Raw genomic sequence first — 22,343 nt, forward strand, 5'->3', positions numbered from 1 at the left:
GGGTCCGACCCCGCGCGACCGTATCGCCGCCGCAACGCTTACAGCAAGAGGCTTGAAACCATCGGTAAAACTTTTCAAGAGGCCGCTCAGCAGCTCGACTTGCCCGCGTGGATCGCCAGGGCCGTGTTGGAGCCCAGGGAGGCGGTGAACTGCCCGCTGGAGTTCACCGTCACGGTCGTGTTGTTCTGCACGTTGCAGTACGACCCCGCCGGCAGCGACGTCTGGTACGTCCGGGTCAGCGGTCCCGACTCGTGATTGATGGCCACGAAGCCCTTGCTGCCCCGGCCGAAGGCGATCGCGTCGCCGCCGTTGTCCCACCAGTTGGTGACGGCCTGGCCCCGGGTGGCGTTGCGGAAGCCGACCATGGACTTGATCTCCGGCCAGTTGTGCTGGCACTTCCAGCCGTTCTGCCAGCAGGCGTTCACCTGGCCGCCGTTCGGCGGGCCGGCGTCGTGGTCGGAGAACTCGTAGCCGGAGTTGATGTCCGGGGCGCCGTAGGGCCAGGCCAGCATGAAGACGTTGGCCAGCGTGTAGTTGGCGTTGTCCTTGTAGCTGAGGGTCGAGCCGTTGCGCTCGGTGTCGTGGTTGTCGACGAAGACACCGGAGACGCCGCTGCTCATGTAGCCCCAGCCCTCGCCGTAGTTCTTCAGGTAGGCGAGGTTCTCGTTGTTGAAGACCCGCTTGAGGTCGTAGGCGTAGCGGAACTCCTGGACGTCGCCGTTACTCGTGTATTCGGTGGGCTGAACCGCCTCGCCGGAGCCGTAGATGACCTCCTGCTTCCAGTACACCGACGGGTTGCTCAGCCGGGACTTGATGTTGGCGAGGTCGGCGGTGTCGATGTGCTTGGCCGCGTCGATGCGGAAGCCGTCGACCCCGAGGGAGAGCAGGTCGTTCATGTAGCCGGCGATCGCGCCGCGGACGTAGTTCTCGCCCGTGTCGAGGTCGGAGAGGCCGACCAGTTCGCAGTGCTGGACGTTCCAGCGGTCCTGGTAGTTGCCGATCTGGCCGGTGCAGTCGTCGAAGTCGGGCGCGGAGTACAGGCCCGGGTAGGTGTACTTCGTGTACGACGAGCCGCCGGTGCCGGTGCCGCTGCCGGCCGCCATGTGGTTGATGACGGTGTCCGCGACGACCTTCACACCAGCCGCGTGACACGTGTTCACCATGTTCCGGAAGGCCGTGCGGTCGCCGAGCCGGCCGGCGATCTTGTAGCTGACCGGCTGGTACGAGGTCCACCACTGCGAGCCCTGTATGTGCTCGGCGGGCGGGGAGACCTGGACGTAGCCGTATCCGGCGGGCCCTAGGGTGTTGGTGCACTCGCGGGCCACCGAGGCGAAGTTCCACTCGAAGAGGACGGCGGTGACGTCCTTGGTGCCAGGTAGGGAGGCCTGCGCACTGGTCGGGTTCATGACAACCACAGCCGCGGCGAGCGCGACGGCGGAAGCGAGATATCTGCGTGCCATGTGGGGTTTCCTTCTTCGTTGAAGGTTCTTGCAGCAAGGTTCAGAAACCTTGCGGTAACGCAGATGGTAAAGGCCCGCCACCCGAAAGGGCAGCGGGCCGTACGAAATTCAAAGGAAAATCAGGCGCGGTCCCCCGCGGTCGCGGTGGTCCACCACACCGTGGTGTCGGCCGGCACCTTCGCCTCGTCGTCCACCTCGATGATCTCTCCGCTCGCCACCAGCACCCGGCCGTACGCAGGCATCGCCACCGACTCGGCGGTGGTGTTCGCGACGCACACGAACTCCCCGCGCCGGAAGGCCAGCACGCCCTCGGGCGCCCGCAGCCACTCCACGGAGGTGCCGGCGCCGAGGTCGGGCTGCTCGCGCCGCACGCGCAGCGCGGTCCGGTACAGCTCCAGGGTCGAACCGGCCTCGCCGGTCTGCGCCTCGACGCTCAGCTCGCCCCAGCCCTCCGGCTGCGGCAGCCAGCTGCCGCCGTCACCGAAGCCGTACGACGAACCCGTCCGGGTCCACGGGATCGGCACCCGGCAGCCGTCGCGGAAGCCGTCCTGGCCCGCGCCCCGGAAGTACGCCGGGTCCTGACGCACCTCGTCCGGCAGGTCGACGACGTCGGGCAGGCCGAGTTCCTCGCCCTGGTAGACGTAGGCCGAGCCGGGCAGTGCCAGCATCAGCAGGCTCGCGGCCCGGGCCCTGCGCAGGCCCAGTTCGCGGTCGCCGGCCAGGCGGATCTGGGTGCCGAGGCCGGGCGGGTTGGCGAAGCGCGTGGCGTGCCGGGTCACGTCGTGGTTGGAGAGCACCCAGGTGGCGGGGGCGCCGACCGGGCGCATGGCCTCCAGGGTGCGGTCGATGACCGCGCGCATCTCCTCGGCGTCCCAGTGGGTGCTGAGGTACTGGAAGTTGAAGGCCTGGTGCAGCTCGTCCGGGCGGACGTAGTGGGCCGTGCGCTCGATGGTCGGCGTCCAGGCCTCGGCGACGAAGATGCGCTCGCCCGCATACTCGTCGAGGATGAGCCGCCACTGCCGGTAGATCTCGTGCACGCCCTCCTGGTCGAAGAACGGCATGACATCGTTGCCCAGCAGCTTCACCTGGTCGTGGGATCCAAGGTCGGGCAGGCCTTCCGCCTTCACCAGACCGTGGGCGACGTCGATACGGAAGCCGTCGACGCCCATGTCCAGCCAGAAGCGCAGGATGGAGCGGAACTCGTCGCCGACCGCCGGGTGCTCCCAGTTGAAGTCGGGCTGCTCGGGGGCGAAGAGGTGCAGGTACCACTCGCCGGGCGTGCCGTCGGGCTCGGTGACCCGGGTCCAGGCCGGGCCGCCGAAGATCGACTCCCAGTCGTTGGGCGGCAGTTCGCCGTTGTCGCCCTTGCCCGGGCGGAAGTGGTAGCGGTCCCGCAGCGAGGAGCCGGGGCCCTCGGCGACGGCCCGCTTGAACCACTCGTGCTGGTCGGAGGAGTGGTTGGGCACCAGGTCGACGATGATCCGCAGGTCCAGCCGGTGGGCGTCGCGGATCAGCGCGTCGGCGTCCAGGAGGTTGCCGAACATGGGGTCGACGGCGCGGTAGTCGGCGACGTCGTAGCCGGCGTCGGCCTGCGGCGAGGCGTAGAAGGGGCTGAGCCACACGGCGTCCACGCCGAGGTCGCGTAGGTACGGCAGGCGGCTGCGGACACCCTCCAGGTCGCCCATGCCGTCGCCGTTGCTGTCGGCGAAGCTGCGCGGGTACACCTGGTAGATCACCGCGTCCCGCCACCAGTCGCGGCGCTTGGCGACGGCCACTGTGGGGGTGGGGGCAGGTGCAGCTGAGTGCTGGCTCATGTCGTCCTTGATGCGTAACAGGATGTCGGTCATGGAAGCGTGGGTGGGGAGAGGGGGCGGCCGCGGTACAGCGGGGTCGGATGGGCACCGCGGCCGCCCGCCCCGCGCCCCGTCAGGGGCGCGGGGAAACTGCGCGACCGGCCACGACGAATCCGCGGCCGGTCACTCACGAAGGTCACCCCTTCGTGCCGCCGGCGGTGAGCCCGGTCACCAGGTTCTTCTGCACGAGGTAGAAGAACGCGGAGACAGGTATCGCGATGAGCACCGCGGTCGCCGCCATCAGGTTGCGCTGGGCGTCGTGCTCGCTGATGAAGCTCTGCAGGCCGACGGCGAAGGTGTACTTCTCGTCGTCCAGCATGAACACGGTGGCGAAGGCGACCTCACCGAAGGCGGTGATGAAGCTGTAGAAGGCGGCCACCGCCAGCCCCGGCCGGGCGAGCGGCAGGATCAGCCGGAAGAACGTGCCGAAGGGCGTCAGCCCGTCGACCCGGCCGGCCTCGTCGATCTCGAACGGGATGGTGTCGAAGTAGCCCTTCAGCAGCCAGGCGCAGTAGGGCACCGCGGTCGAGCAGTAGACCAGGATCAGGCCGAGGTAGGTGTCGACGAGCTGCAGGCTCGACAGGATCTGGTACATCGGCACGATCAGCACGGCGATCGGGAACATCTGCGTGCACAGCAGGACCCACATGAACTTCTTGTAGCCCGGGAAGCGCATGCGGGACACGGCGTACCCGGTCGTGGCGGCGATGACCACTCCGATGACCGTGGTCCCCAGGGACACGATCAGCGTGCTCTGCAGCCAGTGGAAGAAGGCGGTCTCCTGCAGCACGAAGCTGTAGTTGTCCAGGGTCATCTTCGACCAGATGCCACCGGGGTGCAGGTAGTCGTCCTTGTCCGGGCCGAGGGACAGGAAGACCAGCCAGGCGATCGGGAAGAGCGCGATCAGGCTCGCGATGATCAGCAGGCCGTGGGAGAGGAGGCTCCCGGCCGTGCCGCGCCGGCCGCGCCGGCGCACGGGGGCGGGCACGGGGGCGGTGGCGGGGACCGGAGCCCCGCCCGCGGACTGCTGGACGGTCGTGGTGCTCATGGGGACTCCTGCCTCAGATCGCGAGCTGCTGCTCATCGCGGTTCAGCCAGCGGCGGTAGAAGGAGGTGAAGACGATCAGGATGCCGAGCAGCAGGATGCCGTAGGCGGCCGACTGCGCGAAGTCGCGCGGCTGCTGTCCGAAGCCGAGCTGGTAGGCCCAGGTGACGAGGATCTGCGCGTCCGGCGCGGTGTTGCCGAACAGCAGGAAGATGATGGCGAACTGGTTGAACGTCCAGATCACGCCGAGCAGCACCACGGTGGAGCTGACCGACCTCAGGCCCGGCAGGGTGACGTAGCGGAACTGCTGCCAGCGGGTGGCGCCGTCCATCTCGGCGGCCTCGTACAGGGAGGAGTCGATGGACTGCAGGCCGCCGAGCAGGGAGACCATCATGAACGGCACGCCGCACCAGGTGTTGACCATGATCGCGGCGAAGCGCTGCCAGAAGGTGTCCTCCAGCCACGCTGGGCTGGGCAGGTGCAGCATCTCCAGGGCGGAGTTGATGATGCCGGAGTCGGCGAGCATGAAGCGCCAGCCGAAGACGGTGACGAAGGTCGGCACGGCCCACGGCAGGATGAGGATCAGCCGGTAGAAGGTGCGCCCGCGCAGCTTCTGGTTGAGCAGCAGCGCCAGGCCCAGGCCGATGGAGTAGTGCAGGGCGACGCACAGGGCCGTCCACACGATCGTCCAGATGAAGTGCGACCAGAAGCGGTCGTAGGCCGTCTCCCCCCACAGGATGTCGGCGTAGTTGTCGAAGCCGATGAACTTGTAGGTGGCCTCGATCTCGTTGACGCCGATCGTCCGGGCCGTGTTGAGGCTGGTCGCGTCGGTCAGCGTCAGGTAGAGGCCGTAGGCCAGGGGGTACAGCACGAGGACGCCGAGCACGACGGCCACGGGCGCGATCATCACGTAGGCGTACCAGTGCTTCTGGTAGCTGTGCTTGAGGCGCCGGCCCAGCCCGGACCGGGGACCGCGGTCACCGCTCCGCTTGCCGGTCGCTCGGTCGATGGCGACTGTCATGTTCGACAACCTTCTTCGCGAACTGGAGATCAGCTGGAGATCAGGGGGTACGGCACACAGGCCGATGGCCGCCGGATCCTTCCCCCTCTGAGCTGGAGGATCCGGCGGCCACAGGGCCTACTTGCTGTAGTCCGGGAGCAGCTTGGCGATGGAGGTCTCGGCGCTCTTCAGCCCCTCGTCCAGGGACTTCTTGCCACCGGCGATCGCGAGCAGCTCGTCGTCCAGCGGCGTCCACAGGGAGCTGTACTCGGGCAGCTCCGGCCGCGGCTGGGCGGCGGCGAGCACACCCTGGTAGCCGGCGATGCCCGGGTCGGCCTTGACCTCGGCGGTGTAGGCGTCGTCGCGCGTCGGCAGCGTGTTGTTCTTCAGCGCGATGGTCTCCTGGGCCTTGGCCGAGGTCATGAACTTCACGAACTTCAGCGAGGCCTCCTGGTGGGCCTTGTCCGAGCCCGCGTACACCGAGAGGTTGTGGCCGCCGGTCGGGGCGCCCGCCTTGCCGGAGGAGCCGGCCGGGACGGTGGCGATGCCGAGGTTGGCCTTGTCCTTGAACGCCGAGCCCTTGTAGAAGTTCGTGATCTCCCACGGGCCCTGGATGATCGAGGCGACCTTGCCGCTGACGAACGCCTCCTGGATGTGGGCGTAGGCGTCGGCGGTGGTGTCGGCCTTGTGCAGGCCCTTGCCCTTGAACAGGCTCAGCCAGGTGCCGTAGGCCTTCTCGGCCGCGGGCGAGGTGACCGTGATCTTCTTGGCGTCGACGTCGACGGTGTCGGCGCCCTCGCCGTAGAGGAAGGAGTGTGCGTAGTAGGACTGGGTCGAGCCCCAGTAGCCGTCCACGCCGGTCTTGGCCTTGATCGTGGCGGCGGCCTTCTTCAGGTCGTCCCAGGTCTTGGGGGCCTCGACGCCGGCCTTCTCGAACAGGGCCTTGTTGTAGACCAGGGCGAGGGTGTCCGTGGTGAACGGCGCGCCGTAGGTCTTGCCCTCGTACTGGGCCTGCTTGATCAGGTTCGGCTTGAACTTGTCCTGCTCGGCCAGGGCGTCGGTGCCGTCCAGCGGCAGGAAGAAGCCCTTCTTGGCGAAGGCGGGGGTCCAGCCGACCTCGGAGCGCAGCACGTCGGGAGCACCCTTGGAACCGGCGGCGGTGTCGAACTTGTTCTGCGCCTGGTCGAAGGGGACGTTGACGTACTTGACCTTGACGCCCTTGTTGGCGGCCTCGAACTCCTTGACGAGGGCCTTGTAGGTCGGCGCCTCGTTGGTGGCGTTGGAGGTGTCCCACCAGGTGATGGTGACGGGACCGTCGGCCTTGTCGCCGCTGTCGCTTCCGCCGCACGCCGTCGCTGCCAGGGCGAGGGACGCCACCAGCGCGGTGGCCGCTATGCCACGCCGCATGAGTTCTCCTTGAGGGTGAAGCCCGTTTCGTGCTGCCGACTGCGCCGTTGGCCGCCGGGCGTCGGTGACATTAGCTCCGCTGCAAGGCGTTGCGAAAGACCTTGCAGCAAAAAGTTGCAAGAGGTGCGGATGGTTATCCCGCCGTGACCTCCCCTCGACCGCTCCGAGGCCCGTGTTTCCGGCTGCTCGGCGGGGACTCGGACAGTTGTGCAAGACTCTGCAAGCACTTGCCATCCGCTTCCGTCGGGGGAAATATCCGTTGCGGAGCGGACGCCGACCACGAGTTGAGGGACCGCGATGACCAAGCCACCCGCAGTGGGCCGCGCGACCGCGCGCACCAGGCGTCCCGTCGGTGTGCAAGGAGAACCTCGGCCGCTACAGTCCAGTGCTGTGACCACACGGCTTGCGGACATCGCGTTGCAGGCGGGGGTGAGCGAAGCGACCGTCAGCCGGGTCCTCAACGGGAAGCCGGGCGTCGCCGACACCACCCGCCAGTCCGTGCTGGCCGCCCTCGATGTCCTCGGCTACGAACGCCCGGTGCGCCTGCGCCAGCGCAGCGAGGGGCTGGTGGGGCTGATCACCCCGGAGCTGGAGAACCCGATCTTCCCGGCCCTGGCGCAGGTCATCGGCCAGGCGCTGACGCGGCAGGGCTACACGCCGGTGCTGGCCACCCAGACACCGGGCGGCTCGACCGAGGACGAGCTCACGGAGATGCTCGTGGACCGCGGGGTCGCCGGCATCATCTACGTCTCCGGACTGCACGCGGACACCACCGCCGACATGCAGCGCTACGACCGGCTGCGCGCCCAGGGCGTGCCCTACGTGCTGGTCGACGGCTTCTCGCCGAAGGTGCAGGCGCCGTTCATCTCCCCCGACGACCGCGCGGCGATGAGCCTGGCGGTCACGCACCTGGCGTCTCTGGGGCACACCCGGATCGGTCTGGCCCTCGGGCCCAAGCGGTTCGTGCCGGTGCAGCGCAAGATCGAGGGGTTCGTGCGGGCGGTGCAGGACCAGTTGGGTCTCGACGCCGCGACCGTCGAGTCGGAGCTGGTGCAGCACTCCCTGTACACCCTTGAGGGTGGTCAGGCGGCGGCCGTCGCGTTGATCGAACGGAACTGCACGGCCGTGGTGTGCGCCAGCGACATGATGGCGCTGGGCGCGATCCGGGCGGCCCGGCAACTCGGCTTGGACGTGCCGAAGGACATCTCCGTGGTCGGCTTCGACGACTCCCCGCTGATCGCCTTCACCGACCCGCCGCTGACCACGATCCGCAAGCCGGTCCCGGCGATGGGGCAGGCGGCCGTGCGCACGCTGCTGGAGGAGATCGGCGGGACGCCCGCGCCCCACAGCGAGTTCGTGTTCATGCCGGAGCTGGTGGTGCGCGGTTCGACGGCCTCGGCTCCGGGGGAACGCGGTCGCTCCTGATACCTTCGGCCTGATTTCGCCGTAGAACATGCGGCTCGTGCGGGGCCGCGGGATGATCGGTGGGGAAGTCCTTTTCTGGCAGACTTTGCGCCTATGGGTGAAACGACCGTGACGAAGCCGGAGGGCCTGGAAGCCGCCCTCCCGGAAACAGTTGCGGCCGATTCGGGGCGCGGTCCGCTGCGCCGGCTGCGCACCCCGCACCGGCCCCGCTTCTGGTTCGAGATCCTGCTGATCGCGGTGAGTTACTGGACGTACTCGCTCGTCCGCAACGCCGTGCCCGAGCAGAAGACCGAGGCGCTGCACAACGCCGATTGGATCTGGCAGGTCGAGCACCATCTGGGCATCGCCGTCGAGCAGTCGGTCAACCACGCCGTGAACTCGGTGCATTGGCTGATCGTCGGGATGAACTACTACTACGCGACGCTGCACTTCATCGTCACACTGGGTGTCCTGGTGTGGCTGTACCGTCGCCACCCCGGCCGGTACGCGGCGACCCGCCTGGTGCTGTTCGCGACCACGGCCGTCGCCCTGGCCGGCTACTACCTGTACCCGCTGGCGCCCCCGCGGCTGATGAACGGCGGCGGCTTCATCGACACGGTCATGGTCCACCAGACCTGGGGTTCGATGGCGTCCGGCGACCTGAAGCACATGTCGAACCAGTACGCCGCGATGCCGTCGATGCACATCGGCTGGGCGCTGTGGTGCGGGCTGACGATCGCCGCCCTGGCGACGGTCCCCTGGGTGCGGGTGCTGGGCCTGCTGTACCCGGCGCTGACGCTTGTGGTCATCGTCGCGACGGCCAACCACTTCTGGCTGGACGCGGTGGGCGGCTTGCTGTGCCTGGCCTTCGGGTTCACGGTCGCGCGGCTCTGGTACGGCCGGCAGCCGTACGCGCTGCCGCGGACGGTGCCGGCTGCGCGCGGGCCGCGCGCAGCCCGGCCTGCGGTCGGGGGGCCTGGGGCCGGGAGGACCGAGGTCAGGAGGTCTGAGGCCGGGAGGCCTGAGGCCGGGACGTCTGAAGCCGGGACGTCTGAAGCCGGGAGGTCAGGGCGTGACGTGTCGGACAGGTCCCGACGGTCGCCGGACTGGTCCCGGGGGCTGGCGGACAAGTCCCAGGGGCTGCCGGACAGGCCCCATGGGCTGCCGGACAAGTCCCATGGGCTGGCGGACAAGCCCCAGGGGCTGCCGGACAAGTCCCGGGGGTTGTCCGGCAGGCCCTAGCGCTCCGCGACGCCGTAGAACAGTTCCTCCACCACACCGCGTGCCCGGCGGGCCGTGCGCCGGTATGCGTCCAGCATGTCGCCCGCGTGGCCGGGGCCATAGCCCAGATACCTGCCCACGGCGGCCAGCTCCCGGGGTTCCGTCGGGAACGTGTCGCCGGCCCGGCCGCGGACCAGCATCACCGCGTTGCGGACGCGGGTGGCGAGGACCCAGGCCTCGTCGAGGGTCGCCGCGTCCTCGTCCGTGATGAGCCCGGCGGCGCGGGCGGCGTCCAGCGCCTCGCGGGTGCGGGTGGTGCGCAGGCCCGGCTCCTCCGAACCGTGCCGCAGCTGCATGAGCTGTACGGTCCACTCCACGTCCGACAGGCCGCCCGGCCCGAGCTTGGCGTGCAGCTTGGGGTCGGCGCCGCGCGGCAGCCGCTCCGACTCCATGCGGGCCTTCAGGCGCCGGATCTCGCGTACCGCCTCGTCGGTGAGCCCGTCCGCCGGGTAGCGCAGCGGGTCGATCAGCTCGATGAAGCGGCGGCCCAGGTCCTCGTCGCCGGCGACGGGCTCGGCCCGCAGCAGCGCGTGCGACTCCCACGTCAGGGCCCACCGGCGGTAGTAGGCCGCGTACGACGTGAGGGTGCGGACCAGCGGCCCGGACTTGCCCTCGGGGCGCAGGTCGGCGTCGATGAGCAGGGGCGGGTCGGCGCTGGGGATCTGCAGCAGGCGGCGCATCTCGGAGACGACCTTGTTGGCCGCCTGGGACGCCTCGCGCTCGTCGACGCCGTCGCGCGGTTCGTGCACGAACAGCACGTCCGCGTCGGAGCCGTAGCCCAGCTCGTGGCCGCCGAACCGGCCCATGCCGATGACGGCGAACCGGGTGGGCAGGTCGTCGCCCCAGCCCTCCCGCACCACGGCCCGGAGCGTGCCGGCGAGCGTCGCGGCCGTCAGGTCCGACACCGCGCCGCCGACCATGTCCACCAGGGCGCCCTGATCGGCCTCGGCGGGCTGCTCCTCTGTGCCGTAGGAGCCGACGATGTCGGCGGCGGCCGTGCGGAACAGCTCCCGGCGGCGCACCCCGCGGGCGGCCGTGACCGCCTGGGTGGCTCCGTCGGCCCGTTTCACCGCGGCGAGTATCTCCTGCTCCAGATGGGGGCGGGAGCGCGGTTCGAGACCGCCGCCATCCCCGTCGCCGAGCAGCGCCACCGCCTCCGGGGCGCGCATGAGCAGGTCGGGCGCGAGCCGGCCGGCGGACAGCACCCGGGCGAGGTTCTGCGCGGCGGCGCCCTCGTCCCGCAGCAGCCGCAGGTACCAGGGGGTCTTGCCGAGCGCGTCGGAGACCTTGCGGAAGTTCAGCAGGCCCGCGTCCGGGTCGGCCGAGTCGGCGAACCAGCCGAGCAGCACGGGCAGCAGGGTGCGCTGGATGGCGGCCTTGCGGGTGACGCCGGAGGCCAGCGCCTCCAGGTGACGCAGGGCGGCGGCCGGGTCGGCGTAGCCGAGGGCGACCATGCGCTCCCGGGCCGCCTCGGTGCTGAGCCGGGCCTCGCCGGTGGCGAGCTGGGCGACGGCGTCGAGCAGCGGCCGGTAGAAGAGCTTCTCGTGCAGACGGCGTACGACGCCCGCGTGCCGGCGCCACTCGCGGTGCAGATCGGCGACCGGGTCCGCGCGCAGGCCCAGGGAGCGGCCGATGCGGCGCAGCTCGGCCTCGTCCTCGGGGACGAGGTGGGTGCGGCGCAGCCGGAACAGCTGGATGCGGTGCTCCATGGAGCGCAGGAAGCGGTAGGCCTCGTCGAGCTGCGCCGCGTCGGTCCGGCCGACGTAGCCCCCGGCGGCGAGGGCCCTCAGCGCGTCGAGGGTCGTGCCGCTGCGCAGTGAGGTGTCGGCCCGGCCGTGCACCAGCTGGAGCAGCTGCACGGCGAACTCGACGTCCCTGAGGCCGCCCGGGCCGAGCTTCAGCTGGCGGTCGACCTCGGCGACGGGGATGTTCTCCACGACCCGCCGGCGCATCTTCTGCACGTCGGGGACGAAGTTCTCGCGTTCGGCGGCCTTCCACACCAGGGGCTGGACGGCGGCCACGTACTCCGCGCCGAGGTCGAGGTCGCCGGCCACCGGGCGGGCCTTGAGCAGCGCCTGGAACTCCCAGGTCTTGGCCCAGCGCTGGTAGTAGGCCAGGTGGCTGGAGAGGGTCCGCACGAGCGGGCCGTTCCTGCCCTCGGGCCGGAGATTGGCGTCGACGGGCCAGATCGAGCCCTCGACCGTCGTCTCGGAGCAGATCCGCATCATGTGCGAGGCGAGCCGGGTCGCGGCGCGTAGGGCCTTGGTCTCGTCGGTCCCCTCGGTGGCCTCGCCCACGAAGATGACGTCCACGTCGGAGACGTAGTTGAGCTCGTGGCCGCCGCACTTGCCCATCGCGATGACCGCGAGCCGGCACAGGGCGGCGTCCTCGGGCGCGGCCGCCTCGGCGATCTTGAGGGCGGCGCGCAGGGTGGCGGTGGCGAGGTCGGCGAGCTCGGCGGCGGACTCGGCGACGCCGGTGGTGCCGCAGACGTCCCGGGCGGCGATCGACAGCAGGCAGCGCCGGTAGGCCACGCGCAGGGAGACCGGGTCGGTGGCCTCCGCGAGGCCGGCCTCGAACTCCTCCACCCCGGGGTGCAGGTCGTAGGCCTCGTACATGACGAGGGCCTGCCAGTCGTCCGGGTGCCGGGCGAGGTGGTCGGCGAGTGCGGTGGAGGCGCCGAGGACACCGAGGAGGCGGTCGCGCAGGGGCTTGGCCGCGATCAGGGTGTCGAGCAGTTCCCGGCGGGCGCCCGGGCCATGCTGGGCCTCCAGCAGCCGGACGAGCCCGAGCAGCGCGAGATCGGGGTCGGCGGTGCCGCCCAGCGCCTCCAGCAGCACCGGGTCGTCGCGCAGCGGCGCGAGCTCAGGACTGTCCAGGAGCCGCTCGGCGGCGGTGGCGTCGGTGAAACCGTGCCGCAGCAGCCGTGTGAAAGTACTGCTCCTGCGCCCCGGCGCCGCCGTCATCCGGGCCTCCCTCGCACTGTTCCTCGGACACGCATCGGATCAAGGTCCTACGGCTTTGAGCCTAACCGCACGGGGCGGGGGAAGCGCCGGTGAGTTCGGCAGGCGGACGAGGCAGGCGCGTGGCTACGGCGACTGGCCACCGAGGGGGAGGCGCGCTACGGCGGATTCCGGCCACTGGGGGTACGGGAGGGCCATTTCCACTGCGGCACGGGCCGTGCGGCCGTCCACTCGGTGGCGCGGCACACCGTTATCGGCTTCGGTGAGGGGAACCGTTCAGCCGGCTTCAGCCCGCGTCTGCGGCTTCTGCCGGACCAGGTGATCGGTTCTCTCATCAAGGTGATCGGTTCTCATGAGGCCGGACGAAGGAGTCACGCCATGGACATCACCCTCGAAGTCATCCCGCTGCCCGTGTCCGACGTCGACCGTGCCCGGGACTTCTACCGGGACAAGGTCGGCTTCCACGTGGACATCGACCAGGAGGTCATGCCCGGGATGCGGATCGTCCAGCTGACCCCGCCGGGTTCCGGCTGTTCGATCGCCCTGGGCGAGTCGATCTGGCAGATGACGCCCGGCCCGACCCCGGCCCCGGGTTCCTACCAGGGTCTGCAGCTGTGCGTCGCCGACATCAAGGCGGCCCACGCGGAGCTGGTCGCCCGCGGCCTCGACGTCTCGGAGCCCGTCCAGTACTCCCCGGACGACGGCGCCACGTTCATGCACTTCCAGGACCCGGACGGCAACGGGTGGGCGGTGCAGGAGTACCGGCGCAGGGCCACGGAGCCGCTGCACCAGCTGCTGGCGGACCTGAAGCGGAAGCAGACGTGAGGCGGCGGCAGGGCTGAAGCAGCGGCGGGCCTGAAGCAGCGGCGGGCCTGATGCGGCAGCAGGCGTGAGGCGGCGGCAGGCGTGAGGCGGCAACAGGCCTGGTGCGTCGGCAGGCCTGAACAACCTGGTCAGGAATCGAGAAGCAGGGTGCGTGGAGCGCGATTAGCGTCGTCGTCATGACTTCCATCGCATCCGTCACCCTCGAGGTGGCCGACCCCGCAGCCGCCGACCGCTTCTACTCCGCCGCCTTCGGTCTGGGCGACCGGCTGCGCCTGCGGGCGTCGGAGGAACCGACCTCCGGCTTCCGCGGGTTCACGCTGTCGCTCGTGGTCTCCCAGCCGGCCGACGTGGACGCCCTCCTCGACGCGGCCGTGCAGGCCGGCGCGACGACGCTGAAGCCCGCCGCCAAGTCGCTCTGGGGCTACGGGGCCGTCGTGCAGGCCCCCGACGGGACGATCTGGCAGCTCGCGTCGCCGTCGAAGAAGAACACCGGCCCGGCGACCCGGCAGGTCGACGAGTTCGTCCTGCTGCTCGGCGTCGAGGACGTGAAGGCCAGCAAGCAGTTCTACGTCGAGCACGGCCTCGCCGTGGGCAAGAGCTTCGGCAGCAAGTACGTCGAGTTCGCGGCCGAGGGTCCCGTGAAGCTGGCCCTGTACAAGCGCCGGGGCCTGGCCAAGGTCGCCGGCGTCTCCCCCGACGGCACCGGCTCCCACCGCCTGGCCATCGGCAGCGACGCCGGGCCGTTCACCGACCCGGACGGCTTCGCGTGGACGACGGCGTCGGAGAGTGCGGCGGTGTGACGGGGGCGCGCCGGGCTCAGGACGGCGCTGCCGTCAGACGGGTCACCGCCAGCCGTGTCAGCTCACGGCTGTGCGGCTCGCCGTCGAGGGAGCGGTGCAGGGTCAGCCCTTCGATCAGCGCGTCCAGCTGACGTGCCGTGACCGGGTCGAAGTGCAGCTCCAGGAGCAGACGGCTGCGGCGCATCCAGGCCTGTGTCAGCTCGCGGTACTCGGGCCGCCTGGCGGCCAGCGTGTACAGCTCATGAGCGAGGACGAGGTCACGCCGGGGCCCCTCGGACAGGGCGTGGACCAGGTCCGTGACGGCTTCACGGACCTGCTCGGGCGTCTCGGTACGGCCGAGGTGATGCTCGAAGACCGCCACGATGTGGTCGGCGAACCGGGTGAAGGCCTCCCGCAGCAGCTCGTCGATGCCGCTGAAGTGGTAGGTCATCGAGCCGAGCGGCACCCCGGCCCGGGCGGCGATCCGGCGGTGGGAGACACCGGCGACGCCCTCGTCGGCAATGTGGTCGAGCGTGGCGGCGAGAATGCGCTCGCGACGCTGCGGATCGGCGTGCCCGGTGGCCATGGCGGTCGTCCGGCGGGTCAGAAGGTGCGGACGGGCCGGGCGGGATTGCCCACGGCGACGACGTCGGCGGGCACGTCCCTGGTGACGACCGCGCCCGCGCCGACGACGGCGTTGTCGCCGATGGTCACGCCCGGACACACGATGACCCCACCCCCCAGCCAGACGTTGTCCCCGATCACGATCGGCCGCGCCGCCTCCAGCTTGTCCCTGCGCGGTTCCGGCTCCACGGGGTGGGTGGGCGTGAGGAGTTGGACGTTGGGCCCGATCTGGCATTCCTCGCCGATGGTGATCCGGGCGACGTCCAGCGCGGTCAGGTTGTAGTTGACGAAGGTCCGGGCCCCGATGGAGATGTTGCTCCCGTAGTCGACGTACACCGGCGGCCTCAGATCGACCCCCTCCCCCACGGCACCGAGCAGCTCGCGCAGCATCGGCCGCGCGGACTCGGCGTCCTCGGTGTAGGCGGCCAGATACCGCGCGGCAAGCCGCATCGCCCGCTGCTGCCGCCGGGCGATCTCGGGGTCGTCGGCGATGTACAGATCACCGGCGAGCATGCGCTCGAGGTTGGTACGGGGGTCGTCGGCGAAGTGGTCCGTGGCCATGCGTACGATCGTACGCTCTGGAAGGTACGAACGTACACTCATGCCCACCCAAAAGGGGGCCCGCGGTCCGCGACCGCCGGCCCCCCAGGGACGTTCCACCCGCTCTTACAGCGCCGGCAGGTTCTTCCGCAGCTCGAACGCCGTGACCTCCGAGCGGTACTCCTCCCACTCCTGCCGCTTGTTGCGCAGGAAGAAGTCGAAGACGTGCTCGCCGAGGGTCTCGGCGACGAGGTCGCTGCGTTCCATGAGGGTCAGGGCCTCGCCCAGGTTCTGGGGGAGCGGCTCGATGCCCATCGCGCGGCGCTCCGCGTCGGAGAGGGCCCAGACGTCGTCCTCGGCGCCCGGCGGGAGCTCGTAGCCCTCCTCGATGCCCTTGAGGCCGGCGGCCAGCAGGACCGCATAGGCCAGGTACGGGTTGGCGCCGGAGTCGAGGGAGCGGACCTCGACCCGAGCCGAGCCCGTCTTGCCGGGCTTGTACATCGGGACCCGGACGAGCGCCGAGCGGTTGTTGTGGCCCCAGCAGATGTAGGAGGGCGCCTCGCCGCCCGCGCCCGCGGTGCGCTCCGCGCCGCCCCAGATGCGCTTGTAGGAGTTCACCCACTGGTTGGTGACGGCGGAGATGTCCGCCGCGTGCCGCAGCAGGCCCGCGATGAAGGAGCGGCCCACCTTGGAGAGCTGGTACTCCGAGCCCGACTCGTAGAAGGCGTTGCGGTCGCCCTCGAAGAGCGACAGGTGCGTGTGCATGCCGCTGCCGGGGTGCTCGGAGAACGGCTTCGGCATGAACGTGGCGTGCACGCCCTGCTCCAGGGCCACCTGCTTCATTACCAGGCGGAACGTCATGATGTTGTCCGCCGTGGACAGCGCGTCGGCGTAGCGGAGGTCGATCTCCTGCTGGCCGGGGGCGCCCTCGTGGTGGGAGAACTCGACCGAGATGCCCATCGACTCCAGCATGGTGATCGCCTGGCGGCGGAAGTCCATGCCGACGTTGGTCGGGGTGTGGTCGAAGTAGCCGGAGTTGTCGGCCGGCGTGGGCCGGGAGCCGTCCAGCGGGCGGTCCTTCAGCAGGAAGAACTCGATCTCCGGGTGGGTGTAGAAGGTGAAGCCCAGGTCGGAGGTGCGGGCCAGGGCACGCTTGAGCACGTAGCGCGGGTCGGCGAAGGACGGGGAGCCGTCCGGCATGAGGATGTCGCAGAACATGCGGGCCGTGCCCGGGGCCTCCGCACGCCAGGGCAGGATCTGGAAGGTCGACGGGTCCGGCTTGGCGATCATGTCGGACTCGTAGACCCGGGCGAAGCCCTCGATCGCGGAGCCGTCGAAGCCGATGCCCTCGTCGAAGGCCTGCTCCAGCTCGGCCGGGGCCACGGCGACGGACTTGAGGAAGCCCAGCACGTCCGTGAACCACAGGCGTACGAACCGGATGTCGCGCTCCTCCAACGTCCGGAGCACGAACTCCTGCTGCTTGTCCATCTTCCGCTTCCCCATCCTTGCTGGTCAGGCCGCCTTCTCTTCCGTACCACGGGAGGCGGTCGGGCACCTGAGCATCCCACCACACCACGATTTCGTACGCGTTGCGGACCATGATCGCCCGGCCGGCCCGGGGTCGAACGCCTCGCATACGGCAGGTGAACTGCTCTTCCGCCCATAGTGCCTGCTCGCACCGGCATCCGTAACGGCCGGTTCCCTTCGCCGCACCACCTGCTTAATTTGCATCTCATATGCAACTTTAAATAGCGTGCCTCCAGTCGAGCCCCGAGGAGCCCAGATGCTGTCCGAGCAGTCCGCCGCCACCGTCCGCGCCACGCTCCCCGCCGTCGGCGCGGCCCTCGGCACGATCACCGAGCGCTTCTACGCCGGGCTGTTCGAGGCCCATCCGGAACTGCTGCGGGACCTGTTCAACCGGGGCAACCAGGCCGCCGGCACCCAGCGCCAGGCCCTGGCCGGTTCCATCGCCGCGTTCGCGACGCACCTGCTGGAGCGTCCGGGGCAGCGGCCGGACGCGATGCTGCAGCGCATCGCCCACAAGCACGCCTCGCTGGGCGTCACGCCGGAGCAGTACGGCGTCGTCCACGAGCAGCTGTTCGCCGCCATCGCCGAGGTGCTCGGCGAGGCGGTCACGCCGGAGGTCGCCGCCGCCTGGGACGAGGTCTACTGGCTGATGGCGAACGCGCTCATCGCCGTGGAGCGGCGGCTGCGCGAGGAGCACGGCGGGTCCGCCTGGCGGACCTGGGAGGTCGTCGAGCGGGTCGCCGAGACCGCGGACGTCGCCACGTTCCGGCTGCGGCCGGCCGACGGCGGCCCGGTGCGGGACTTCCTCGCGGGCCAGTACGTCTCCGTCCGCGTCACCCTCACCGACGGCGCCCGGCAGATACGGCAGTACAGCCTGTCCGGGGCGCCCGGCCCGGACCTGCGGCAGATCAGCGTGAAGCGCGTGCACACGGCCGGCGCCCCCGACGGCGAGGTCTCGAACCACCTGCACGCGCGCGTGCAGGTGGGTGACGTCCTGGAACTGTCCGAGCCGTACGGCGATCTGGTCCTGGACGCCGGCTCCGGCACGCCGCTGCTGCTGGCCTCGGCGGGCATCGGCGTGACCCCGATGACCGCGATGCTGGCGCACCTCGCCGACTCGGGGCACCGCGCCCCGGTCACCGTCGTGCACGCCGACCGCTCCCCCGCGACCCACGCCCTGCGCACCGACCACGAGGCCTACGCGGCCAAGCTCCCGGACGCGGCCGTCCACCTCTGGTACGAGCAGGACGCCCCGGCGGGCGCCCACCCGGGCCTGGTCGACCTCACCGGCGTTCCGCTCGCCCCGGGCACGCGCGCGTACCTGTGCGGACCGCTTCCCTTCATGCGGGCGGTGCGGACCCAGCTGATCGAGAAGGGCGTGGCACCCGCCGACATCCACTACGAGGTGTTCGGCCCGGACCTGTGGCTGGCGGGGCAGGCCTGAGCGAGCCCGCAGTTCGGCGGCGGCTCAGATCTCGCGGGGATCGACGCCCCGCGAGATCCCCAGCAGCAGCACGCCCGTCGGCTCCGCCACGATGTCCTCCACCGTGACCGGGTCCAGTGAGGCGAAGAACGCCTCCTGAGCCCGGCGCAGGGCGCCGCGCAGGCGGCAGGCGGAGTTGAGGGGGCAGGGGGTGGGGCCCTCGCAGTCGACGACGTCGCCGCTGCCCTCGAAGGCACGGACCACGGCGCCCACCGAGGCCGTGCGGCCCTGTTCGGTGAGGGTGAGGCCGCCGCCCCGGCCGCGGCGGGCCTCCAGGAGGCCCATGTGCTGGAGCTCGGCGACGACCTTCGCAAGGTGGGTGTACGGCACGTCCATGCCGTCCGCGACGTCCCGGGTCGTCGGACTCGACCCGCCCGCGACGGCGAGCCGCATCAGGACCCGCAGGGCGAGGTCGGTGGAGCGCAGCAGCCGCATGCAGGCAGCGTAGGTAATAGGAATCCGCCGTTCAAATTATCCGGGGGCCGCGGGCGGCGGTCCGGGCCGCGCCGGGCGGCGGGGAGACAGCCCCGGCCCCGGCCCCGGCCCCGGCCCCGGCCCCGGTGAACCTGTCGTGCGGCTGTCGGTGCCGTATCGATTCGGTCCATTCCGGTGGCCGCTCTACGAGGCGCCCCGTCTCCCCCATTACGATCAGCGAACCCGACTGTCACTTTTCCCACGAAGGACACCTCATGGGCTCCGCCGAGAAGAGCAACACGGACCGCAGGGCGCGAATAGAGGAGATGCGGCGCGCCGAGCAGTCCCGTGAGCGTCGCAACCGGGTCCTCACGATCGCGGCCAGTGTCGTGGTCGTCGCCGGACTCGTGGTCGGCGGCGTCGTGCTCGTGCGGTCCCAGGACGACAAGGGCGGTGACACCGCGGCGGCGAGCGACTCCTCGGGCAAGGGCAAGTTCGTGACGGGCAAGGACGGCGTGAGGACGTGGGAGGGGAAGCTGTCCCGCAACCACGTCGCCAAGGCCGTGAAGTACGCCTCCGAGCCGCCGGTCGGCGGTGACCACAACCAGGCCTGGATGAACTGCAACGGCGACGTCTACACCGAGCAGGTGAACAACACCAACGCCGTGCACTCGCTGGAGCACGGCGCGGTGTGGGTGACGTACAACGCCGACGCGAAGAAGGCCGACGTCGACGCGCTCGCGGCGAAGGTGAAGAAGACGCCGTACACGCTGATGAGCCCGCTGGACGACCAGAAGGACCCGATCATGCTCTCGGCGTGGGGCCACCAGCGCACGGTGACGGGCGCGAGCGACCCGAACGTGGACAAGTTCTTCGAGAAGTTCGTGCAGGGCGAGCAGACCCCCGAGCCGGGCGCCGCCTGCACGAACGGCCTGTCCAAGTGAGGCATGCCGGCCTGATCGCCGGGGCCGCGACGGCGGCGCTCGTCGCCGCCGGCGCGATCACCTACGCGGTCGCCGGGGACGACGGCGGTGGCAGGACGCCGTCCGCCGAGTCCGCGGACGCCGGGTTCGCCCGGGACATGGCGGTGCACCACCAGCAGGCCGTGGAGATGTCGTACATCGTGCGCGACCGCACGAAGGACGAGGAGGTCCGGCGCCTGGCGTACGACATCGCGCAGACGCAGGCCAACCAGCGCGGCATGATGCTCGGATGGCTCGACCTGTGGGGCCTGCCCAAGGTGTCCTCCGAGCCGCCGATGACCTGGATGGAGATGGGCGGCATGGCATCCGGCAAGGACGGCGCGCTGATGCCGGGCATGGCGACCAACTCCGAGATGAAGAAGCTCGGCGAGCTCGCCGGGAAGCAGGCGGAGGTCTTCTACCTCCAGCTGATGACGGCCCATCACAAGGGCGGCATCCACATGGCCGAGGGCTGCGTGGCCAGGTGCCAGGTCGGCGTGGAGAAGCGGCTCGCGCAGGGCATGGTGGACGCGCAGCAGTCGGAGATCTCCCTGATGGCCGACATGCTCAAGAAGCGGGGCGCGACGCCGCGGGCGTAGAGCGGTGGGGGCGGGCGCGGAGCGGCCTGCCCGGGCATGGAGCGGTGGACGCGGGGCGTCGAGCGGTGGACGCGGCGTCGAGCGGTGGGCACGGAGCGGCCTCCCGGGCGCGGAGCCATCGCCGCGGGCGTGGAGCGGCGCACGTGGCCCGCGTCGACTTCGTGAACGGCTACGACGCCACCGGCGGTCTGGCCACGTCCGTGCGCAGCCTCGGCAAGGACAGCTCGCTGTCCGCCGTGAAGGGCTACGACGACATCACCGGCGTGGGTACGCCCGCGAACGGTTACGTCGAGTCGTACCGGCGCCGCTGACCTCCACAAGGGGACCGGGGTGGTGCGGGGTGACCCAGACCACGGTGACCCGCACCACCCCATTGTGTCGCACTGACGATTACACTGAGCGGCGTGCCTCAACTACGTCTCGCCCTGAACCAGATCGACGCCCGCGTGGGCGACCTCGCCGGCAACACCGAGTCGATCGTCCGCTGGACCCGGCACTCCGCCGAACAGGGAGCGCATCTCGTGGCGTTCCCCGAGATGGTGCTGACCGGGTATCCCGTCGAGGACCTGGCGCTCAGGTCGTCCTTCGTGGAGGCCTCCCGCGCGGCGCTGCGCGCGCTCGCGGCGCGCCTGGCCGACGAGGGCTTCGGCGAGCTGCCGGTGATCGTCGGCTATCTCGACCGCAGCGCGACCGCCCAGCCGAAGTACGGCCAGCCAGCCGGCGCGCCGCAGAACGCGGGGGCGGTGCTGCACCGCGGCGAGGTGGTCCTGAACTACGCCAAGCATCACCTGCCGAACTACGGCGTGTTCGACGAGTTCCGCTACTTCGTGCCCGGCGACAGCATGCCGGTGCTGCGGGTGCACGGCGTGGACGTCGCCCTGGCCATCTGCGAGGACCTATGGCAGGACGGCGGGCGCGTCCCCGCCGCCCGTTCGGCGCAGGCGGGCCTGCTGGTCTCGATCAACGCCTCTCCCTATGAGCGCAACAAGGACGACACGCGTCTGGAGCTGGTCCGCAAGCGGGCCCAGGAGGCCGGCTGCACCACGGCGTACCTGGCCATGATCGGCGGCCAGGACGAGCTGGTGTTCGACGGCGACTCGATCGTGGTCGACAGGTACGGCGAGGTCGTGGCGCGGGCGCCGCAGTTCTCCGAGGGCTGCGTGGTCCTGGACCTGGACCTGCCGGCGGCGTCGGCGGACGCGCCGACGGGCGTGGTCGACGACGGTCTGCGCATCGACCGCGTCGTCCTGTCCGAGGAGCCGCTCGCCCCGTACGAGCCCGAGCTCACGGGTGGCTACGCGGACCGTCTGGAGGACGACGAGGAGGTCTACTCGGCGCTCGTCGTGGGCCTGCGGGCGTACGTCGCGAAGAACGGCTTCTCCTCGGTCCTGATCGGCCTGTCGGGCGGCATCGACTCGGCGCTGGTCGCGGCGATCGCGTGCGACGCGGTGGGCGCGCAGAACGTGTACGGCGTGTCGATGCCGTCGAAGTACTCCTCGGACCACTCCAAGGACGACGCCGCCGAGCTGGCCCGCCGTACGGGTCTGAACTTCCGCACGGTGGCGATCGAGCCGATGTTCGACGCCTACATGGGCTCGCTGGGGCTCACGGGCCTGGCGGAGGAGAACCTCCAGTCGCGCCTGCGCGGCACGATGCTCATGGCGATCTCCAACCAGGAGGGCCACATCGTCCTGGCCCCCGGCAACAAGTCGGAGCTGGCGGTCGGCTACTCGACGCTCTACGGCGACTCCGTCGGCGCGTACGGCCCCATCAAGGACGTCTACAAGACGTCGGTCTTCCGGCTCGCCGAGTGGCGCAACCGGGCGGCCGGGGAGCGCGGCCAGACCCCGCCGATCCCCGAGAGCTCCATCAGCAAGCCCCCGAGCGCGGAGCTGCGCCCGGGCCAGGTGGACACCGACTCGCTGCCGGACTACCCGGTGCTGGACGCGATCCTGGAGCTGTACGTCGACCGGGACCGGGGCGCGGACGAGATCGTGGCGGCCGGGTTCGACGCGGAGCTGGTCGCGAAGACGCTGCGGATGGTGGACACGGCCGAGTACAAGCGCCGCCAGTACCCGCCGGGCACGAAGATCTCCCCGAAGGGCTTCGGCAAGGACCGCCGCCTGCCGATCACGAACGCGTGGCGGGAGTCTCTCTGAGGGACATGCCGGGAGGGG

The 22,343-nt window shown here is 70.5% G+C and carries 18 protein-coding genes and 1 pseudogene; 9 read left to right on the plus strand and 10 right to left on the minus strand.

Annotated features, from left to right (window positions below):
- Positions 1–86 precede the first annotated feature (86 nt).
- The 5 genes from K4G64_RS14525 to K4G64_RS14545 all read right to left on the minus strand — a co-directional run bounded on the left by K4G64_RS14525 (position 87) and on the right by K4G64_RS14545 (position 6,765).
- Positions 87–1,460: an alpha-amylase family protein gene (locus K4G64_RS14525; RefSeq protein WP_221756455.1), complete on the minus strand. Its 1,374-nt coding sequence runs from the start codon at positions 1,458–1,460 to the stop codon at positions 87–89.
- Between the two features lie 119 nt (positions 1,461–1,579).
- Positions 1,580–3,274 carry a glycoside hydrolase family 13 protein gene (locus K4G64_RS14530; RefSeq protein ID WP_221756481.1) on the minus strand — a complete coding sequence of 565 codons (1,695 nt, stop codon included), beginning with the start codon at positions 3,272–3,274 and terminating at the stop codon, positions 1,580–1,582.
- 175 nt (positions 3,275–3,449) lie between these two features.
- Complete coding sequence (locus tag K4G64_RS14535) at positions 3,450–4,361, minus strand: sugar ABC transporter permease (RefSeq protein WP_221756456.1); 912 nt, start codon at positions 4,359–4,361, stop codon at positions 3,450–3,452.
- 13 nt (positions 4,362–4,374) lie between these two features.
- Positions 4,375–5,379: a carbohydrate ABC transporter permease gene (locus K4G64_RS14540; protein ID WP_221756457.1), complete on the minus strand. Its 1,005-nt coding sequence runs from the start codon at positions 5,377–5,379 to the stop codon at positions 4,375–4,377.
- A gap of 117 nt (positions 5,380–5,496) precedes the next feature.
- Positions 5,497–6,765, minus strand: coding sequence for an extracellular solute-binding protein (locus K4G64_RS14545; protein WP_221756458.1), 1,269 nt, complete (start codon positions 6,763–6,765; stop codon positions 5,497–5,499).
- A gap of 390 nt (positions 6,766–7,155) precedes the next feature.
- On the opposite strand from K4G64_RS14545, the gene K4G64_RS14550 reads away from it, so the two are divergent.
- Positions 7,156–8,190: a LacI family DNA-binding transcriptional regulator gene (locus K4G64_RS14550; RefSeq protein ID WP_221756459.1), complete on the plus strand. Its 1,035-nt coding sequence runs from the start codon at positions 7,156–7,158 to the stop codon at positions 8,188–8,190.
- A gap of 93 nt (positions 8,191–8,283) precedes the next feature.
- The gene (locus tag K4G64_RS14555; protein WP_260460454.1) at positions 8,284–9,411 is read left to right on the plus strand and encodes a phosphatase PAP2 family protein; all 1,128 of its coding nucleotides are present in this window, start codon (positions 8,284–8,286) and stop codon (positions 9,409–9,411) included.
- On the opposite strand, the gene K4G64_RS14560 is transcribed toward K4G64_RS14555, so the two are convergent.
- Positions 9,408–12,416, minus strand: coding sequence for a bifunctional [glutamine synthetase] adenylyltransferase/[glutamine synthetase]-adenylyl-L-tyrosine phosphorylase (locus K4G64_RS14560; protein ID WP_221756460.1), 3,009 nt, complete (start codon positions 12,414–12,416; stop codon positions 9,408–9,410). The two genes, K4G64_RS14555 and K4G64_RS14560, sit on opposite strands and share 4 nt — an antisense overlap.
- A 375-nt stretch (positions 12,417–12,791) precedes the next feature.
- On the opposite strand from K4G64_RS14560, the gene K4G64_RS14565 reads away from it, so the two are divergent.
- Together K4G64_RS14565 and K4G64_RS14570 are read left to right on the plus strand one after the other, a co-directional pair.
- Positions 12,792–13,238 carry a VOC family protein gene (locus K4G64_RS14565; RefSeq protein ID WP_221756461.1) on the plus strand — a complete coding sequence of 149 codons (447 nt, stop codon included), beginning with the start codon at positions 12,792–12,794 and terminating at the stop codon, positions 13,236–13,238.
- 176 nt (positions 13,239–13,414) lie between these two features.
- Positions 13,415–14,038, plus strand: a complete 624-nt coding sequence (locus K4G64_RS14570) for a glyoxalase (RefSeq protein ID WP_221756462.1) — start codon at positions 13,415–13,417, stop codon at positions 14,036–14,038.
- Between the two features lie 16 nt (positions 14,039–14,054).
- On the opposite strand, the gene K4G64_RS14575 is transcribed toward K4G64_RS14570, so the two are convergent.
- From K4G64_RS14575 to glnA, 3 genes are all read right to left on the minus strand, one after another.
- Positions 14,055–14,603, minus strand: coding sequence for a TetR/AcrR family transcriptional regulator (locus K4G64_RS14575; protein WP_221756463.1), 549 nt, complete (start codon positions 14,601–14,603; stop codon positions 14,055–14,057).
- A gap of 17 nt (positions 14,604–14,620) precedes the next feature.
- Complete coding sequence (locus K4G64_RS14580) at positions 14,621–15,202, minus strand: sugar O-acetyltransferase (protein ID WP_221756464.1); 582 nt, start codon at positions 15,200–15,202, stop codon at positions 14,621–14,623.
- 105 nt (positions 15,203–15,307) lie between these two features.
- Positions 15,308–16,669, minus strand: coding sequence for a type I glutamate--ammonia ligase (gene glnA, locus K4G64_RS14585; protein ID WP_031102831.1), 1,362 nt, complete (start codon positions 16,667–16,669; stop codon positions 15,308–15,310).
- A 295-nt stretch (positions 16,670–16,964) separates the two neighbouring features.
- Between glnA and K4G64_RS14590 the strand changes: the two genes are divergently transcribed.
- Positions 16,965–18,152, plus strand: coding sequence for a globin domain-containing protein (locus tag K4G64_RS14590; protein ID WP_221756465.1), 1,188 nt, complete (start codon positions 16,965–16,967; stop codon positions 18,150–18,152).
- Between the two features lie 24 nt (positions 18,153–18,176).
- On the opposite strand, the gene K4G64_RS14595 is transcribed toward K4G64_RS14590, so the two are convergent.
- On the minus strand, positions 18,177–18,626 hold the full coding sequence (locus tag K4G64_RS14595) for an Rrf2 family transcriptional regulator (protein ID WP_221756466.1): 450 nt from the start codon (positions 18,624–18,626) through the stop codon (positions 18,177–18,179).
- 254 nt (positions 18,627–18,880) lie between these two features.
- Between K4G64_RS14595 and K4G64_RS14600 the strand changes: the two genes are divergently transcribed.
- From K4G64_RS14600 to K4G64_RS14615, 4 genes and pseudogenes are all read left to right on the plus strand, one after another.
- Positions 18,881–19,549 (plus strand): DUF3105 domain-containing protein, encoded by a 669-nt coding sequence (locus tag K4G64_RS14600; RefSeq protein ID WP_221756467.1) that lies wholly within the window; start codon positions 18,881–18,883, stop codon positions 19,547–19,549.
- Positions 19,546–20,166 (plus strand): DUF305 domain-containing protein, encoded by a 621-nt coding sequence (locus tag K4G64_RS14605; RefSeq protein WP_221756468.1) that lies wholly within the window; start codon positions 19,546–19,548, stop codon positions 20,164–20,166. Before K4G64_RS14600 ends, K4G64_RS14605 begins: the two co-directional genes overlap by 4 nt.
- Before the next feature lie 125 nt (positions 20,167–20,291).
- Positions 20,292–20,477: pseudogene (locus tag K4G64_RS14610) on the plus strand (hypothetical protein); the annotation flags it as partial.
- 93 nt (positions 20,478–20,570) lie between these two features.
- Complete coding sequence (locus K4G64_RS14615; protein ID WP_221756469.1) at positions 20,571–22,325, plus strand: NAD+ synthase; 1,755 nt, start codon at positions 20,571–20,573, stop codon at positions 22,323–22,325.
- Positions 22,326–22,343: the final 18 nt, after the last annotated feature.

Source organism: Streptomyces sp. WAC04114, from assembly GCF_019733245.1.
In the GTDB taxonomy this organism is placed as follows: domain Bacteria; phylum Actinomycetota; class Actinomycetes; order Streptomycetales; family Streptomycetaceae; genus Streptomyces; species Streptomyces massasporeus_A.